The sequence below is a fragment of the Pseudomonas syringae group sp. J254-4 genome, assembly GCF_032586855.1.
In the GTDB taxonomy this organism is placed as follows: domain Bacteria; phylum Pseudomonadota; class Gammaproteobacteria; order Pseudomonadales; family Pseudomonadaceae; genus Aquipseudomonas; species Aquipseudomonas amygdali.
Genome location: NZ_JAWHOO010000005.1, coordinates 54,114 through 70,777, shown reverse-complemented (window position 1 = coordinate 70,777; position 16,664 = coordinate 54,114). Strand labels below are relative to the sequence as shown.

The following is a 16,664-nucleotide window of genomic DNA, read 5'->3' as shown; positions in this document are numbered from 1 at the left end:
ATTCACTTCGCAAGACTCGTCACTACACGCGCTGGCGCTGGCATAATCGCTGCCTTCCCAGGCCGGAGAGCATTAATGTCGCGCTACCTGTTAACGTCGTTGTTCCTCTTGCTACCCCTGGCTCAAGCTGCCGAAGCACCACCTGCGGCGGCCGATGATGGTCACGATCTCGCCTACAGCCTGGGTGCAAGCCTTGGTGAACGCTTGCATCAGGAAGTCCCTGACCTTGACCTCAAGGCGCTTGTCGACGGTCTGAAGCAGGCTTATCAGGGCAAGCCGCTGGCACTCAAGCAGGAACGTATCGACCAGGTCCTGCGTGAGCATGACGCGGCAATCGCGCAGGCCGAGACCGCAGGCACAGACGCGCCTACCGAGGCAGCCCTGAAGGCCGAGCGCACGTTCATGGACAGCGAGAAGGCCAAGCCGGGTGTGAAGGTATTGGCTGACGGGATTCTCATGACCGAGCTGACACCCGGCACGGGCCCCAAACCTGATGCCAATGGCAGGGTTGAAGTACGCTATGTGGGGCGCTTGCCGGACGGCACGATCTTCGATCAGAGCACTCAGCCGCAATGGTTCCGGCTCGACAGCGTGATCAGCGGCTGGACCAGCGCATTGCAGACCATGCCGACTGGCGCGAAATGGCGACTGGTGATTCCTTCGGATCAAGCCTACGGCGCCGAGGGTGCTGGCGACCTGATCGATCCGTTCACTCCGCTGGTATTTGAAATCGAGCTGATTGCCGTTTCACAGTAAGCGGATGTAAATCCGGAATTCAGAAACGCGAAAGGGTGCAAAAGCACCCTTGGCGGTTTGTAGCCTTTGCACGCGAGCGGTCACACCTGCGCGGCGATCTCTTCCTTGTGGGAGTTGTGCAGCACTTCAATCAGGCAGTCTTCCAGCTCGAAGCGCTCGTGCAGCAGTTGCCCCAGCTGGTTGAATTCCTTAGCCACCACCGTAGCGTCCGAGCAGTCGCCCTTGTCGCAGCGATCATTGAACGTCAACGCAAACTTGGTAATGACGTCCAGGCGCGGGTAGATCGTGTCAGCCAGCTCAAGCCCACGCTCGTCGTTGAACGCGCGGGCTTCATCACCCAGCTGTTCATAGACCTCAAAGTGTCCGGCCGAGACGTAATCGACAAGAACTCCACAGAAGTTCTGCAAGCCTTCAAGGTCGGCTGCCAAAGCCTGGGGCGTGTCGCCCAGCGCATCGTAGGCTTCGACCAGTTCGAGGCGGCTTTGAAGCCAGCGATCAATCAGCTTATTGACTCCGCCCCAGCGTTCCTGAGCATTCTGACAACTTTCCAGCATGGTCTTCTCTCTTCCCTTCAGGGGCATGCAGTCCTGGGCCGGTCCTGGCGGTTAGCCTGTACCTGGCCTGATAGATGCGCCAGGACAGCATATTTCCAGTGACGCGTGCGGGCCAGATTATGCCCGCTCGACAAGGCCTTCAAGGTACGCAGGAGATAAAGTTCATACAAGCGTTTAATACCTGGCCCGATCTTTGGTCGCCAGCCAGTGGCTGAATTCGCTGAAAAGAGGATACAGGGGTAACAGCGCAAGGCCGGTAAATGCCAGCAGACTCCACTCCGGCAGGCTTATACCGAACAGGGTCCAGGTGATTTCTGCGCAAAACATTGCATCGCTTCGCAGCCGGTCAATGCACATGTCCAGTGAGAGCAGGCTTAACAGATGCTCCAGTCTGGTAATGAAAGGTATCAATTGATCTGCCGAGGCGGTTTGCAGCCATACCTGAGCGCCTGCCGTAACAAGCCCTGTCAGCGCGATCAGCAGAAAGCCCAGGCTGTAGCGCCGCATGCCTGTCGGGCCGGGAGCTTGGCAGGCAGCGCACAATGCCAACACACCGCAGGCGATGATTGCCGCGCGTTGTATCAGGCAAAGGACGCAAGGGTCGAGGCCGAAGGTTTGCTGCAGATAAAAGGCGGTGCCAATGATTGATGCACAGGCCAGCGATGCCAGGAAAAACAGGAAGCGTGTGCGAGCCAGATACATGGCAAATCCGTAACAAAGGACGAGGCGATTACGGTAGAGGAAAGGGTGCGGCGCATTCAAGGTGGCGGCGTGCGGATACTTCGCTGTTTATCTGGGAAAACAAACACACTACTACGTGGTTCTTTTACACATTGGCGTAGGAAGATTCTCACGCACTGGTTTCTGCTGTCGCCGAGACAGCATGGAGAGCCCTCTCATGGGGCTCTCCGACAGCTTTATGCTTTGGTCAGCGTAGGCACAGGGCGCGACAGGAAGCGCTCGTCGAGCAGGCCCAGGCCTTCCTGAAACAGCGTATTGCTGCGATCCGTCTCACCCAGTTGGGCCAGCAGACGAGCCAGCTCTGCGCAGGTCTCGGGGTTGCGTTCCAGACGCAGGCTGCTCTCCAGATAATCCCGCGCCTTGCCCCACAGTCGGCCTTGCAGGCAGATACGCCCCAGGCTCAGCAACAGGCTTGGATCGGCAGGATGGTGCTTGAGCCAGCCTTCTGCCGTTTGCAGTTGTTTCAGCGGATCGCTGCCGCGCACCAAGCCATACAGACGCGCCAGATGGCTGTTGTATTCGCGCTTGAGGGCGCTACGCAGCACTTCTTCAGCCTGTGCTTCGGCGCCCAGACGACGCAATTGATCGGCATACGCCAGCACCAGTTGCGGCTCCTGACGCTGTGCGGAGGCGAGTCCTTGCCAGGCGCTTTCCAGCGATGGCAGCCCGGTGGGTGAGCCTTCGATACCATCGCGGTACGCCGCCAGGGTCAGGTTCTCGCCCCAGGCGCGGCGTTCCAGCTCGGCAAGCTCCTTGGCTGGCAGGACCTTGTCCTTGCGCAGCTCCGGCATCAGACGAACAACATCGGACCAGTCGCCACGTTGCTGATACAGACGCTGCAACTGGCGAAGCACCTGAGGGTTATGTGGATGACGCTCTTTCATTGCCAGCAGCGTGGTGAGCGCACCTTCGGTGTCGCCACGATCCTGTTGCAGTTGAGCGTGATTCAGGGCAATTGCCAGTTCGGCTTGTGGCTGACGCTCCAGCGCACGCTCCAGCAAGGCATCGCAGTCTTCGTAACGCCCCTGCTCATTGGCCGCGCGGGCGGCACCAATGTAGTAAAGCAGTGGATGGGCATCGGCTTCGGCCGCCCGTTGCAGATGACGTTGTGCGCTGGCCCAGCGTCCCTCGGCAAGGTCCATCTGGCCATGCTCGATAGCCAGTTGCACACGGCGACGGCGGTTACGGCGCGACCATGGGTTGACCACGCGGCCTGACGTCGTCAGCAGCGTGATGACCAGCCGCAGAAGGGCGATCACCAGCAGAACTGCGACCAGCAGCGCCAGCGTTGCCCACAGGCTCGATTCATAGCGGAAGTTCTGATAGGCGATAAGCACGTAGCCGGAATGCTCGGCGATGGCGACACCAATCAGCGCCGCGGCGGCGATAGCGATGAATAACAGCACATAAAAGCGCTTCATCGGCTGGTCCCCTGTTGCGCCTCGGCTGGCTGGCCCGCGGCATGACGGCGTTCAAGGTAGGCCTGCACCGAGCTAAGGCTCTGCGCCAGATCAGGGGTTTTGACCGATACGGGCTGTTTGGCCAGAGCCTCAAGCCCTTGGCCGAGCACTTTGCTCTGTGGGTCGTCCTGATCGAAGTTGGCCTTCAGAACGCTCTGTGCTTCGGTGATGGCCTTGGTGTAGACCTGCGGCTCACCGTTGAGCGCCGCCCATTGCGCTTGCTCCAGCGCCAGGCTCAGGGCAAGGCGCACTTGGGAAAGGCTCTGGCCTGCCAATACCGGGCGGATATCCTTGTCGGCGTTGAAATCGATACGGAAGTAGTGGGAAATTTCGTCCCACCACTGCGTCCACCGGCTTTGTTCAGTCTTGTCGGCGGTCAGGCCCAGAAGAGACTCGCCCTTGTCTTCGTATTCAGGTGCCAGCTTGTTGAGCTGCTCAGCCTGTTCGCGGAGGGCGGCCAGTTGCAGGAACAGTCCGGTGCGGTCTGGCTGCTCAACGCTGCGCAAGGCGGCAAGGCTCTTGGCCAGTTGCTCGCGGGCCGCAAAGGAGCCGGGATCGTCCTGCTCACGCAGAATTTCGTCGGCACCCTGAACCAGCGCCTGAGCACTGTTGATGTCCTGCAGCGCTGAAAGACGCAGGCTGGCCAGACGCAGCAAATGCTCGGCCTCGGCCAGGCGCCAGTCCTTGCGGCTCGCGCCCAGCACGGTTTCGAGTCGCTGGCTGAGACGCTGCTGATCGCCCTGCAATTGCGCGACCAGACGTCTGCTGTCTGCCAACTGATCGGCAGGCGGGAATTGCGCAAGGCGTGCGCTCAGCTGCTGATCATTCTGAGCCAGTACCAGCGTCTGCTCGGCGATGTCTTCAACCTGGCCGCGCTGCTGTTGGTGGCCGGCTTGCAGCATGCGCAGTTGCCAGACCCCCCAGCCTGCGACCGCGACACCCGCGATACCCAGCAGCAAGGCCAGGAATACCAGGCCACTGCTGCGGCTGCCGGTGCGCTCGGCACGTACTGGGTCAGGCTTGGGTGCAGGCGTTTTCAACACCGATTCATCGTCTTTAGGCAAGGCTGTTTCGCTCACGTATCCCATCCTTTGCATTTTGGCGTAATAGCGTAAACGACAAGTGTCGATCATTACGCCTTGACGGCAGGCTGAGGTTGATCCCGCAACGCTGCCAGCAATGCCGTGGCGCTGGCGCCACGACAATCAATAACGGTCCGGGCTCCAGCTGCCTGCGCAATGCTGGCAACCCGGGGGCTTGGTACGAACAGTGGCAAATCGGCCAGGTCCGGCCATGAATCACCCGCCAGCTGAAGCAAATGTTCAAAACCCTGCCCACTGCTGACCACCAGCCCGTTCAAGCGTTCCACCGCAACACGTTGCGGCAGGGCGTCGGGGGCATGCTGCGGCAGGTAGCGACGATACAACGGCAGGTAATCAACTCCCACCCCCAACTCGCGCAATTGCTCGGCCAACAGTTCGCGTCCTTCGTCACCGCGCATGATCAGCACACGGCTTCCCGGTACGGCAATCGCCTGTTTCAAACGTGGCAGCTCAAGCAAGGCTTCGCTGTCATCGCCCTGCTCCGGCCAGCTCGCATCGAGCCCGTAATCAAGCAGTATCTGCCCGGTTGCTGAACCCACACTGAACCAGGGTTGCATGGGTGGCTGTGGCCACACTTCGTCGATCAGCTCGATGGCCAGCCGCGCCGCAGGTTTGCTGACCACGATCACTGCACAATAATTGAGCAGCTCGAAAATGATCGAACGCTGTGCAGGCGTCAAGGGCAATGGCTCTGTCTCGAGCAAAGGCAGGCTGCTGCTGAAGATACCGGCCTCGGCCAGCACGTTTGCCAGCGCTGCCGATTCTTCGGCCGGGCGGGTCAGCAACAGGCGCCAGGTGTTCATTCGTTGTTGGCCTCGCCATACACCGCTTTCAGAATGTCGGCGGCACCCTGCGCCAGCAGTGCTTCGGCCACCTGCACACCCAGCGCCTGGGCGGATGTCTGTGGCGCGCGGGCTTCGGCGTGCAGCAATACACTACCGGACGGGTCGCCCACCAGCCCGCGCAACCAGACGTCATCGCCTTCCAGCACGGCATAACAGGCGATAGGCACCTGGCAGCCACCGTTGAGGTGCTTGTTCAGCGAGCGTTCGGCAATCACGCGCACGGCGGTGTCTTCGTGATGCAGGGGGGCAAGCAAGGCATGAATTTCGGCATCAACGCTGCGGCATTCGATACCCACCGCACCCTGGCCGCCCGCTGGCAGGCTGTCGTCAACGCTGATTGCCGAGGTGATACGATTTTCAAAGCCCAGGCGGATCAGGCCCGCGGCGGCAAGAATGATGGCGTCGTACTCGCCGGCATCGAGCTTGGCCAGGCGCGTATTGACGTTGCCACGCAGGAAGCGGATCTGCAGATCGGGACGACGCGCCAGCAATTGCGCCTGACGGCGCAGGCTGGAGGTGCCGACGATGCTGCCGGCTGGCAGTTCGTCCAGGCTGGCAAAGGTGTTGGACACGAACGCATCGCGTGGGTCTTCACGCTCGCAGATGCAGAACAGGCCCAGGCCTTGTGGAAAATCCATCGGCACGTCTTTCATCGAATGCACGGCGATATCGGCGTTGTCTTCCAGAAGCGCTGTTTCCAGCTCCTTGACGAACAGACCCTTGCCGCCGATTTTCGACAGTGGGGAGTCGAGCAGCTTGTCACCACGGCTGACCATGGGCACCAGCGTCACGAGCAGGCCGGGATGAGCCTGTTCGAGACGGGCCTTTACGTATTCTGCCTGCCAGAGTGCCAGCGCACTTTTGCGCGTGGCGATGCGGATTTCGCGAGAGGACATTGAACAATCCGTACTGAGTGAATGCGACGGATAATAACAGCTCAGCCAGGGTGGCTTCAGCGCCGACTGAAAACTTGCGTCAGCCCACTGACTTCGATCACCGAATCGGCCAGCGGCTGAGGGGGCAGGACGGTGCCCCGCAGACAAACCGGAGAACACACAGATCTGAAAAACCGACCAGTTCCGTGACTCGGTTTTGATGCCCAGGCTCCAGAGCGGGGAGCTCTAGAGCTGCTGCATCATCTTGCGTACACCGGCTACATGGCGGCGACTGACGATCAACGCATCGCCATTAAGCCCTCTGAGAAACAGCTGAAAATGCCCCAGCGGCGTGCGCTGCAACCGTTCTATTCGCTCGCGGGCCACCAGTGCATTGCGGTGAATGCGCACGAAACGGTCGCCGAATTCGTCTTCCAGCGCCTTGAGCGGCTCGTCCAGCAGCACTTCGCCACCCTCATGACGCAAGGTCACGTACTTATGATCGGCGATGAAGTAGATAACCTGGTCAAGTGGAATCAGCTCGATACCTTTGCGGGTCCGCGCGCTGATATGGCTGCGCGGGCCCGATCCGCTTTCTGCAGCCGGACGGGTCAACGCCGCCAGTTGCACGCGGTTTGGCCGCTCGGCTTTCCTCAATGCTTCGACGAGGTGCTCGGAGCGCACAGGCTTGACCAGATAGCCGACTGCACTGACCTGGAAAGCTTCCAGGGCGAATTCATCGTGGGCAGTGCAAAACACGACCGCAGGCGGCGCTTCCCGCTCGCACAGGCGCGCTGCAACCTGCAGGCCATCGAGACCCGGCATGCGGATATCGAGCAGCACCACGTCCGGTTTGTGAGTTTCAATCAGCGCCAAGGCTTCTTCACCATTGGAGGCGCTGGGTTCCAGTACTCGATAACCCTCAATCTCATTGACCATGCGGCTCAATCGCTCGCGGGCCAGGGGTTCGTCATCAACGATCAGGACATTCATATAGCTCTGGCTTCCTGCGTGAGTCTCGCACAAGGATAGCGTAGACAGGTGTAGTGACGACCGTCACGGCGCTCCACGCTCAGACTGGCATGCGGGCCAAAAAGTGCCGCAATACGTGCGCCTATATTCGTCAGAGCCTGCTGAGTACCGTTGGAAGTCTGCCGATTGGCAACTTCTTCATAGGGATTACTGACGCTCAATATGAACTCTCCCCCTTCATAGTTCGCTTCGACCGTTACAACGCCCCCCTCGACTCGCGGAGCAATGCCATAAATCAAAGCGTTTTCAAGTAATGGCTGCAAGGTTAGCTGGGGAATCGGCAAGTCATCGGGAATTGCACTCACCCTCCAGTCCAACTGTAGACGCTCGCCAAGACGATATTGCTCAATCGATAAATATCGTTTTGCCAATGCCAGCTCCTCGCCCCACGTTACCAGGCTGCCGGGCTTGGCCAGACTGGCGCGAAACAGGTCTGAAAGGTCGAGTACCGCCTGCTCTGCCTTGACCGGGTTGCTGGCAACCAGGCTGGCAATGCTGTTGAGGGTATTGAACAGAAAGTGCGGGCGGATCCGCGCCTGCAGCGATTCGATCCTGGCGCGCAGCTCGCCTTGTTGCTGCTTGCGCCACTGACTCTGCAGATAGAAATAGCGCAGCATCAGGGCGGACATGATCAACGCGATGGTCGAGTAGCGCAGGTAGCGCTCGACCATCCCGCCGATCGAGATCCGTCCGGTGAGCTGACAGACATCGGTGACGGCTGTGCACAGCAACGTCAGGCCGACCACCAGCAGGCAGCTGAGCATGCCTGCCAGCCCCGGTGTCAGGCGCGCCAGCCAGGGTCGCAAACCACACAGCAGCGCTGCGGAGAGCAGTACGATCCATTGCACGAACAGCGACATCAGCGCCAGACGTACCCAGTCGAAGCCGGTACGCATCGGTTCTACCAGCACCAGAACCAGCACCAGCAGCTCCGCCAGAACGACAAGCACCAGCAATGCCTGCGGCAGGCACAGTTCGGGGAGGAAAAAGTCTTTGCCGGGCACAGGCCGGGCATCGTGTTTCACAGGTTCGATTCGCATGCCTCCAGTCTCTGCCCTGGCCTCGTCAGCGGCAAGCTGTCCGGGGATAAAAATGCATCAACCCTGTTATCATCGCAATCGCCCTTGTGCCAGGTAACGGGCACGCCACTTTCTGTTAGCAACGAGCGAATCCATGAGCACCGACAAGACCAATCAGTCCTGGGGCGGCCGCTTCAGTGAACCCGTCGACGCGTTTGTCGCGCGTTTCACTGCCTCCGTCACCTTCGATCAACGTCTGTATCGCCACGACATCATGGGCTCCATTGCCCACGCCACGATGCTGGCCAAGGTGGGCGTTCTGACCGACGCCGAGCGTGACACCATCGTTGACGGCCTGAACACCATCCAGGCCGAGATCGAGGCCGGCCAGTTCGAGTGGCGCGTCGATCTGGAAGACGTGCACATGAACATTGAAGCACGCCTGACCGATCGCATCGGTATCACCGGCAAGAAGCTGCACACCGGTCGCAGCCGCAACGATCAGGTCGCCACCGATATCCGTCTGTGGCTGCGCGACGAAATCGACCTGATCCTGAGCGAAATCACGCGTCTGCAGCAAGGCCTGCTGGGCCAGGCCGAGCGCGAAGCTGAAACCATCATGCCCGGTTTCACCCATTTGCAGACCGCCCAGCCCGTTACATTCGGTCATCATATGCTGGCATGGTTCGAAATGCTCAGCCGCGACTACGAGCGTCTGGTCGACTGCCGCAAGCGTCTCAACCGCATGCCTCTGGGCAGCGCTGCGCTGGCAGGCACCACCTACCCGATCGACCGCGAACTGACCTGCAAACTGCTGGGCTTCGACGTCGTGGGCGGTAACTCGCTGGACGGCGTCTCGGATCGCGACTTCGCTATCGAATTCTGCTCGGCGGCGTCCATCGCGATGATGCACTTGTCGCGCTTCTCCGAAGAGCTGGTGCTCTGGACCAGTGCGCAGTTCCAGTTCATTGATCTGCCGGATCGCTTCTGTACCGGCAGCTCGATCATGCCGCAGAAGAAAAACCCCGATGTGCCTGAGCTGGTACGCGGCAAGAGCGGCCGCGTGTTCGGTGCCCTGATGGGCCTGCTGACCCTGATGAAAGGCCAGCCTCTGGCCTACAACAAGGACAATCAGGAAGACAAGGAACCGCTGTTCGATGCCGCCGACACCCTGCGTGACTCGTTGCGTGCGTTCGCCGACATGATCCCGGCAATCAAACCGAAGCACGCCATCATGCGTGAAGCGGCGCTGCGCGGGTTCTCGACCGCGACCGATCTGGCCGACTATTTGGTCCGTCGTGGTCTGCCGTTCCGTGACTGCCACGAAATCGTCGGCCATGCCGTGAAATATGGTGTGGAAACCGGCAAGGACCTGGCAGAAATGAGCCTGGAAGAACTGCGTCAGTTCAGCAATCAGATCGAGCAGGACGTGTTTGCCGTGCTGACCCTGGAAGGCTCGGTCAACGCCCGTAACCACATCGGCGGCACCGCACCCGAACAGGTCCGCACCGCCGTGGTCCGCGGTCAGGAACTGCTGGCCGGGCGCTGAATACAACCAAGGCATTCCTTTAGCCTGAGGAACGACCATTCAACTATCGTGCGACGCTCTGCGTCGCATGCCGTTCTGGACGCTCCGCGTCCGCTCTTGAGTGTGCGGCGCAGCGCAGATTTGTGACGCAGAGCGTCACCCACTGCATTCCCACGCTGGAGCGTGAGGAACGACCATTCAACTACCGTGCGACGCTCCGCGTCGCATGCCGTTCTGGACGATCCGCGTCCGATCTTGAGTATGCGGCGTCTCTCAGATTTGTGACGCGGAGCGTCACCCACGGCATTCCCACGCTGGAGCGTGAGGAACGATAATCGCAACTATCGTGCGACGCTCTGCGTCGCATGCCGTTCTGGACGCTCTGCGTCCGCTCTTGATTGCGCCGTACGGCCTCCGCCGATTTCCCTCCAGCGCACCCCGCCGCTATCATCGCCGCATCTTGTGAGGGACTTATCCGATGCTCAATGGCCTGTGGCTTGGTTTTTTTGTCGTGGCGACGATTTCCGCGCTGGTGCAGTGGCTGGTGGGCGGCAACGCCGGCATTTTTGCGGCGATGGTCGAAAGTATCTTTGCCATGGCCAAGCTGTCGGTCGAGGTCATGGTGCTACTGTTCGGCACACTGACCCTGTGGTTGGGCTTTTTGCGCATCGCCGAGAAGGCCGGCATCGTCGACTGGCTGGCCAAGGTTCTCGGGCCGCTGTTTCTGCGCCTGATGCCGGAGGTGCCGCCCGGCCACCCTGCGCTGGGGCTGATCACCCTCAACTTCGCCGCCAACGCGCTGGGTCTCGACAACGCCGCCACGCCGATTGGCCTGAAGGCCATGCGCTCGCTACAGGAACTCAACCCGAGCAAGACCGCCGCCAGTAACGCGCAGATCCTGTTTCTGGTGCTCAACGCCTCATCCCTGACCCTGCTGCCGGTGACGATCTTCATGTACCGCGCCCAGCAAGGTGCGCCTGACCCGACCCTGGTATTCCTGCCGATCCTGCTGGCCACCAGTGTCTCGACCATCGTCGGCCTGCTGTCGGTCGCGTTCATGCAGCGTCTGCGCTTGTGGGACCCGGTGGTGCTCGCCTACCTCATCCCCGGCGCCCTGTTGCTGGGCACCTTCATGGCTTTTCTCGGCACGCTGTCGGCGGCTGCGCTGGCGGGTCTGTCGTCGATTCTGGGCAACCTCACGCTGTTCGGCCTGATCATGATGTTTCTGATCATCGGCACGCTACGCAAGGTGCTGGTCTACGAGGCCTTCGTCGAAGGTGCGAAGGAAGGTTTCGACGTCGCCAAGAGCCTGCTGCCTTATCTGGTCGCCATGCTCTGTGCGGTGGGCGTGCTGCGCGCATCCGGCGCGCTGGACTTCGGCCTGGAAGGCATTCGGCATCTGGTGCAGTGGCTGGGGCTGGACACGCGCTTCGTCGATGCGTTGCCGACCGCGCTGGTCAAACCCTTCTCGGGCAGCGCCGCCCGTGCCCTGTTGATCGAAACCATGCAGACCCAGGGCGTGGACAGCTTCGCTGCATTGGCCGCTGCCACGATTCAGGGCAGCACCGAGACCACGTTCTACGTCCTTGCCGTGTACTTCGGCGCCGTGGGCATTCAGCGCGCTCGCCATGCGGTGGGCTGCGCGCTGCTGGCCGAGTTTTCCGGTGTCGTGGCCGCGATCTTCGTCTGCTACTGGTTCTTCGGCGCGACCGCGACCTGAAACATTACTGCGCCGGAGCCTGAGGCGCAGACTCCGCGGGGGCTGCTTCGGCAGGCGCAGCCTCCTGCTTCTCCTGCTTCGGCTCATCAGCCGGTGCGGACTCAGGCGTAGTCTCTTCGGCCGAGTCGCCGCCCGGCTTGAGCTTGATTATCCGCCCGGTAGGTCGCTTGACTGCTGGCTGGTCATTGTCAGTGACGACAAAACGCAGCACGCCGATCATCTGGCCGTCCTCGGTCAGCACCCTCACCTGCCAGCGTCCTGTCACGTCCTCCGGGAAGTTTTGCTTGCGCGTCCAGGCGCGATAGCCTTCCTTGCGGCCGCCGTGGATATCCAGCGCGATGCGGTCCATCTCTTCGCCTTCATGCCACCACACATGGTAGATACGCTCGTCCAGCCCGCGCGGCGCATTGATGGCGGTGTATGCATACAGGCCGCCGTTGCGCAGCTGCTTGGCGCTGATCAGCGAAATACTGTCGCCCGGCGTACGGTTCTTGTTATCGAAGTCCGGGCTCACCGCCACTTCAGTCAACCACAGCGTCGCAGGCGGCACCCAGGAGCGTAGCAACCAGCCCGCCGCGCCGATGGCCAGGATGATGCTGATCACGGCCAGTGCGCTGCGCCAGGTGTTGAGCGGGAAGTTGGACATCAGGCTGGGCGCCGACAGCAGCATCGCCACGCCCAGCGCCAGTTTGTAACTCTCGGCGGTGGTCAGGTGCAGGATGATCGGCAGCGCGGTCAGCAGTGCCGCGAACAGCGTAAGAGTGTGCAACGTCATGAACAGCCAGCGTCTGGGCGCCAGCCACTTGTAGTAGAGAGGGTCGATGATTGAGATCAGCCCGGCGGCGCCGAGCACCGCAGTGAATACCGCCTGACCACTGTTCCAGGTGGTGGTAATGAAAAAGAACGGCAGCACGAAGAACAGGCTTTCCTGATGGATCATCTGCGTGCCGTAGCGCAGCAAGCCCTGCGGAATCTCGCGGCCCAGCGCCTTGTTGAGCAACCCGACCATAGTGTTTTCGACCATCAGCCACAGCCAGCTGATCAGCATTACCACGGCGATCCAGGTGGCCAGCCCTGCCTGGCGGTCGACCAGGATAAAACTGGCGATACCTGAAACAAAACCAAACGCCGCAATGAGCCCCGGATAGCGCTGCATCAAGTTGAGCACGGGCGTCACATAGCGGTTCACGTCAAACATTCGGGGGTTCACTCGGTTCTGTTCATACAAAAAACCGCGCAGCGTAACAAGCGCGGCGCGCAGCCAACACCACCAATGTAGTTCGGCGTCAGAATTCTATTTATTGCGTACACGCCAGCGCCACATGGCCAACAAGGCTATCAGGCCCAGCACCCCGCCAATCAGCCAATACAGGCCGTCATAACTGAACAGAGGCTTTTCAATTCGCATGTAGCCCGGCTGGGCGAGCAGCTGGCGCATGGCCTGACTGGCTGTCTCCAGTTTCACCGCCTTGATGCGTTTGGCCGGGTCCTCAAAGCGCCCGTTTTCGTAATCATTGAGCGCGCTCCAATAATAGTCGGCCAGCGCACTATTGCCCTGTGTGGCCCACGATTGCCGGTCGATGGCGAGCTGTTGCAACCGCGCAAATGTAGCGGGCTGCATGCCTTCTTTTTGCAGGCGCTCGACCATATTGCGGATGTCCCGCTCGGCTTCATCGGCATCGTCACGTTCGACATCGGCATTCAGGCTCAAAAACCCGACATCGCCGAACACTTCCCGCTCGGCAGAAGGACCGTACGACAAACTGTGTTTCAGACGCAGCTCGGTGTAGAGCGTCCAGTCAAGATAGGCTTTGACCAGCTCCCAGGTTTCGTCGTGCTGGTCGTCGAGCTGTGGCTCGGGGTAGATCAGGTGCAGCCTGGCACTCTCGCCCAGCCCGCCGCGCTCAAGCTCGCGTCGCGGCTCGGCTGAACCCGAGCTTTGCGCCAGCGGCGGGTGATCGATCGGGTCGGTGGGTGCCAGTTTGCCGTAAGTGCGCTCCAGATAGGCCGGCAGCAGCTTGTCCAGATCGCCAACCACGATCAGCGTCATGTTATTGGGCGCGTACCAGTTGGCAAATACGTCTTCGATATGGCCCAGCTTGATACCATCCACTTCAGGACGCTCGGCGCATTTGAGGCCCAGCTCCACCGCCAGTTGACTGCTGGCGCTGCGCCCCGAGTCACGCCGGTCGAGCAGGCGCTGCAAATGTGAAAAGTGCCCGCCGTCTTCGCGCTCTACAACGCGTTTGACGCCGTCCAGTCGTGCCTGGCTGAGCTCGGTTCTGGTCATGATCTCCAGCAGCAGGTCGAGCACCTTGCGCTGGTTTCGCGCGGGGGCTTCAATCACGAAGGTAGTATCGGCATTGCTGGTGAATGCGTTCCACTCGCCGCCCAGTGCCTGCATGCGCTCTTCCAGACCGCCTTCACCGCTGTCATCAACCCCGCTGAACAGAAGATGTTCCAGCAGATGCGGCAGCTCCTTGTCCTGACAGGGGAAGTCATCGAAACCGATACCTACCACCAGCCGGATGGCGACGTGACCCTTTTCGGAACCGGGCTTGAGAAGGACTTGCAAACCATTGGGCAGCAGATAGCCCTCGACCTGAAGGCGGTCAAGGGCAAACGAAGGGAGTGAACCGAGGAGCAGACAAGCGAACAGCAGGCAACGCATAAAACAGCTTTCCTGGCGGGCCGGTATGTTTAACAGACTTCACCTCGGCCCTTACGTTCATAGTGATCGTTCGGGCTCGCTCTCGCTCGACAAGGCCCCGGTGTCGGCCGTTTCCAGTACCACATAAGCGCTGCTGCAAAACAGTGAGTTCAGGCGTTTCATGTCGGCAATCAGTTCCAGGTGCAGCGAACTGGTCTCGATACTCTGCACAACCTTCTGCCGCAGACGGCTGACGTGAGCATGCGCCAGACGGCGTTCCTGGGCTCGAAAACGGCGTTTTTCACGCAGTAATTGACGCGCGCTTTCCTCGTCACCGCTGAGAAACACCGAGAGCCCCAGACGCAGGTTCGACTGCAACTGGATCTGCAGATCGGCGAGTTCTTCCAGGCCGACTTCCGAGAATGAGCGGCGGTGCGAGGTCTTCTGCTGCTGGATCTTGCGCAGCATGCGTTCGATCAGGCCACTGGCCAGTTCCAGATTGATGGTCAGCTCGATGATCTCGGCCCAGCGCCGGTTATCGTGCTCGCCGAGGTCCTCACGCGGCATCTGCGCCAGGTATAGCTTGATCGCGCTGTAGAGCGCTTCCACGTCATCGTTGAGGCGGCGCACTTCCTGAGTAACCGCTGTTTGCGTGCCGCGCAGCACCGCCAGCATCGAGCCCAGCATGCTCTCGATCAAATCGCCCATGCGCAGGGTTTCTCGCACTGCGTTGGCCAGTGCCAGGCTGGGCGTCGACAGTGCGGTCAGGTCCAGATGGCGAGGTTTGGCCAGGCCACCGACCTCGTTCTGCTGCGGCAGCAAGGCCGCGCACAACCGCGCCATCGGGCCAACGGTAGGCAGCATGATCAGGCAGCGCAACGTGTTGTAGATCAGGTGAAAGCCAATCACCAACTCCTGCGGACGAAAGCCCAGCGTGTCGATCCAGGCAACCAGCGGGTCGAGCACCGGAATGATCAGCAACAGGCCGAACAGTTTGTACAGCAGACTGCCCAAGGCGACTTGCCGACCAGCGACGTTCTGCATGCTGGTGCTGAGAAACGCCAGCAGACCGCTGCCGATATTGGCACCGATCACCAGGCCGATCGCCACTGGCAGACCAATGACTTCCGTGCCCGCCAAGGTGGCCGTCAGCAGAACTGCCGCGAGGCTGGAATAGGAGATCAGCGCAAACATGGCACCGACCAGCGCATCCAGCAGAAGGTCGCCGGTCAACGAGGCAAACAGCACCTTGACCCCGGCCGCCTGGGTGATCGGTGCAGCCGCTGCGACGATCAATTGCAGCGCCAGCACGATCAGGCCCAGGCCGATACCGACCCGCCCCAACTGACCGGCACGGGTCTGCTTGCGCGACAGAAAGAACACCACTCCAAGGAAAATCAGCAACGGCGACAGCCACGACAGATCGAACGTCAGCACGCGGGACATCAATGCCGTGCCGACATCGGCGCCGAGCATGATCACCAGCGCCGGTGTCAGCGTCATCAGCCCCTGGCCGACAAATGAGGTCACCAGCATGGCAGTGGCGTTGCTGCTCTGCACCATGGCTGTCACCAGAATGCCGGCGATGAACGCCAGTGGTCGCTTGGACATGTTCTGGCTGAGTAAACGACGAAGTTGTGCACCGTAAACACGAAGGATGCCAGTGCGCACGATATGCGTGCCCCAGATCAGCAGGGCGACGGCAGATAGCAAATCGAGCAGGGTCAGCATGCTGAAAGCCCCCTGAGGTTTGCCCGTTCAGGCGATGAATTGAAAGATGTGCATGTAGCGAGCGGGGAAAGGGTGTAACGCTCTACTAAGCTTTTAGTCGGCTATTAGCCTTGGCGCCAGCATCGCACAGGGTGGGATTCATTGAAATAAAAGTGTCATAAATCCGCACCGCAAATGCAAGATCGGACGCGGGAGCGTCGCACGATGGCTGAAGAGCTTCGGCACGACAGTTGGATTATCGTTCCGCACGCTCCAGCATGGGAATGCCGTTCGTGACGCTCTGCGTCACAAGTCTGCGCCGCACCGCAAATGCAAGACCGGACGCGGAGCGTCGCACGATGGCTGAAGAACTTCGGCACGACAGTTGAGATTATCGTTCCGCACGCTCCAGCGTGGGAATGCCTTTCGTGACGCTCTGCGTCACAAGTCTGCGCCGCACCGCAAACGCAAGACCGGACGCGGAGCGTCCAGAACGGCATGCGACGCGGAGCATCGCACGATGGCTGAAGAGCTTCGGCACGACAGTTGGGATTATCGTTCCGCACGCTCCAGCGTGGGAATGCCGTTCGTGACGCTCTGCGTCATGGATTTACGCCACACCGCTTATTCAGGAGAGGACGCAGAGCGTCCAGAACGGCATACCCACGCGG

The 16,664-nt window shown here is 60.6% G+C and carries 14 protein-coding genes; 3 read left to right on the top strand and 11 right to left on the bottom strand.

Translation table 11 applies throughout. From position 1 onward, the window contains the following. Nucleotides 1-75 precede the first annotated feature (75 nt). The gene (locus tag RYB09_RS08435) at nucleotides 76-756 is read left to right on the top strand and encodes an FKBP-type peptidyl-prolyl cis-trans isomerase (protein ID WP_002551367.1); all 681 of its coding nucleotides are present in this window, start codon (nucleotides 76-78) and stop codon (nucleotides 754-756) included. 80 nt (nucleotides 757-836) lie between these two features. On the opposite strand, the gene RYB09_RS08430 is transcribed toward RYB09_RS08435, so the two are convergent. From RYB09_RS08430 to RYB09_RS08395, 8 genes are all read right to left on the bottom strand, one after another. Next, nucleotides 837-1,310, bottom strand: a complete 474-nt coding sequence (locus RYB09_RS08430) for an Rsd/AlgQ family anti-sigma factor (protein WP_057405717.1) — start codon at nucleotides 1,308-1,310, stop codon at nucleotides 837-839. A 174-nt stretch (nucleotides 1,311-1,484) separates the two neighbouring features. Next, nucleotides 1,485-2,012: a disulfide bond formation protein B gene (locus RYB09_RS08425; protein ID WP_122259341.1), complete on the bottom strand. Its 528-nt coding sequence runs from the start codon at nucleotides 2,010-2,012 to the stop codon at nucleotides 1,485-1,487. A 215-nt stretch (nucleotides 2,013-2,227) separates the two neighbouring features. Then, nucleotides 2,228-3,472, bottom strand: a complete 1,245-nt coding sequence (locus tag RYB09_RS08420; protein WP_122259342.1) for a heme biosynthesis protein HemY — start codon at nucleotides 3,470-3,472, stop codon at nucleotides 2,228-2,230. Further along, the gene (locus tag RYB09_RS08415; RefSeq protein ID WP_057403653.1) at nucleotides 3,469-4,590 is read right to left on the bottom strand and encodes a uroporphyrinogen-III C-methyltransferase; all 1,122 of its coding nucleotides are present in this window, start codon (nucleotides 4,588-4,590) and stop codon (nucleotides 3,469-3,471) included. Before RYB09_RS08415 ends, RYB09_RS08420 begins: the two co-directional genes overlap by 4 nt. A 53-nt stretch (nucleotides 4,591-4,643) precedes the next feature. Then, entirely contained in the window at nucleotides 4,644-5,417 is a 774-nt protein-coding gene (locus tag RYB09_RS08410) for a uroporphyrinogen-III synthase (protein WP_058402446.1), read from the bottom strand. Then, nucleotides 5,414-6,355 (bottom strand): hydroxymethylbilane synthase, encoded by a 942-nt coding sequence (gene hemC, locus RYB09_RS08405; RefSeq protein ID WP_058402445.1) that lies wholly within the window; start codon nucleotides 6,353-6,355, stop codon nucleotides 5,414-5,416. The genes RYB09_RS08410 and hemC overlap by 4 nt, the downstream gene beginning before the upstream one ends. A 225-nt stretch (nucleotides 6,356-6,580) precedes the next feature. Then, entirely contained in the window at nucleotides 6,581-7,327 is a 747-nt protein-coding gene (locus RYB09_RS08400; protein WP_002551374.1) for a LytR/AlgR family response regulator transcription factor, read from the bottom strand. After that, entirely contained in the window at nucleotides 7,324-8,406 is a 1,083-nt protein-coding gene (locus RYB09_RS08395; RefSeq protein WP_044321083.1) for a sensor histidine kinase, read from the bottom strand. Before RYB09_RS08395 ends, RYB09_RS08400 begins: the two co-directional genes overlap by 4 nt. 133 nt (nucleotides 8,407-8,539) lie before the next feature. Between RYB09_RS08395 and argH the strand changes: the two genes are divergently transcribed. Both argH and RYB09_RS08385 read left to right on the top strand, forming a co-directional pair. Continuing rightward, a complete protein-coding gene (argH, locus tag RYB09_RS08390) occupies nucleotides 8,540-9,934 on the top strand; it encodes an argininosuccinate lyase (protein WP_219170696.1) in 1,395 nt (464 codons plus the stop codon). A 457-nt stretch (nucleotides 9,935-10,391) separates the two neighbouring features. Then, the gene (locus tag RYB09_RS08385) at nucleotides 10,392-11,633 is read left to right on the top strand and encodes a nucleoside recognition domain-containing protein (protein WP_316887918.1); all 1,242 of its coding nucleotides are present in this window, start codon (nucleotides 10,392-10,394) and stop codon (nucleotides 11,631-11,633) included. A gap of 4 nt (nucleotides 11,634-11,637) precedes the next feature. Here the strand turns inward: RYB09_RS08385 and RYB09_RS08380 are convergent, their stop codons facing one another. From RYB09_RS08380 to RYB09_RS08370, 3 genes are all read right to left on the bottom strand, one after another. Continuing rightward, complete coding sequence (locus RYB09_RS08380; RefSeq protein ID WP_058402443.1) at nucleotides 11,638-12,831, bottom strand: DUF5924 family protein; 1,194 nt, start codon at nucleotides 12,829-12,831, stop codon at nucleotides 11,638-11,640. A 96-nt stretch (nucleotides 12,832-12,927) separates the two neighbouring features. Then, entirely contained in the window at nucleotides 12,928-14,304 is a 1,377-nt protein-coding gene (locus RYB09_RS08375) for a pitrilysin family protein (RefSeq protein WP_316887915.1), read from the bottom strand. 57 nt (nucleotides 14,305-14,361) lie between these two features. Beyond that, nucleotides 14,362-16,014 (bottom strand): Na/Pi cotransporter family protein, encoded by a 1,653-nt coding sequence (locus tag RYB09_RS08370; RefSeq protein WP_057401733.1) that lies wholly within the window; start codon nucleotides 16,012-16,014, stop codon nucleotides 14,362-14,364. Nucleotides 16,015-16,664 lie beyond the last annotated feature (650 nt).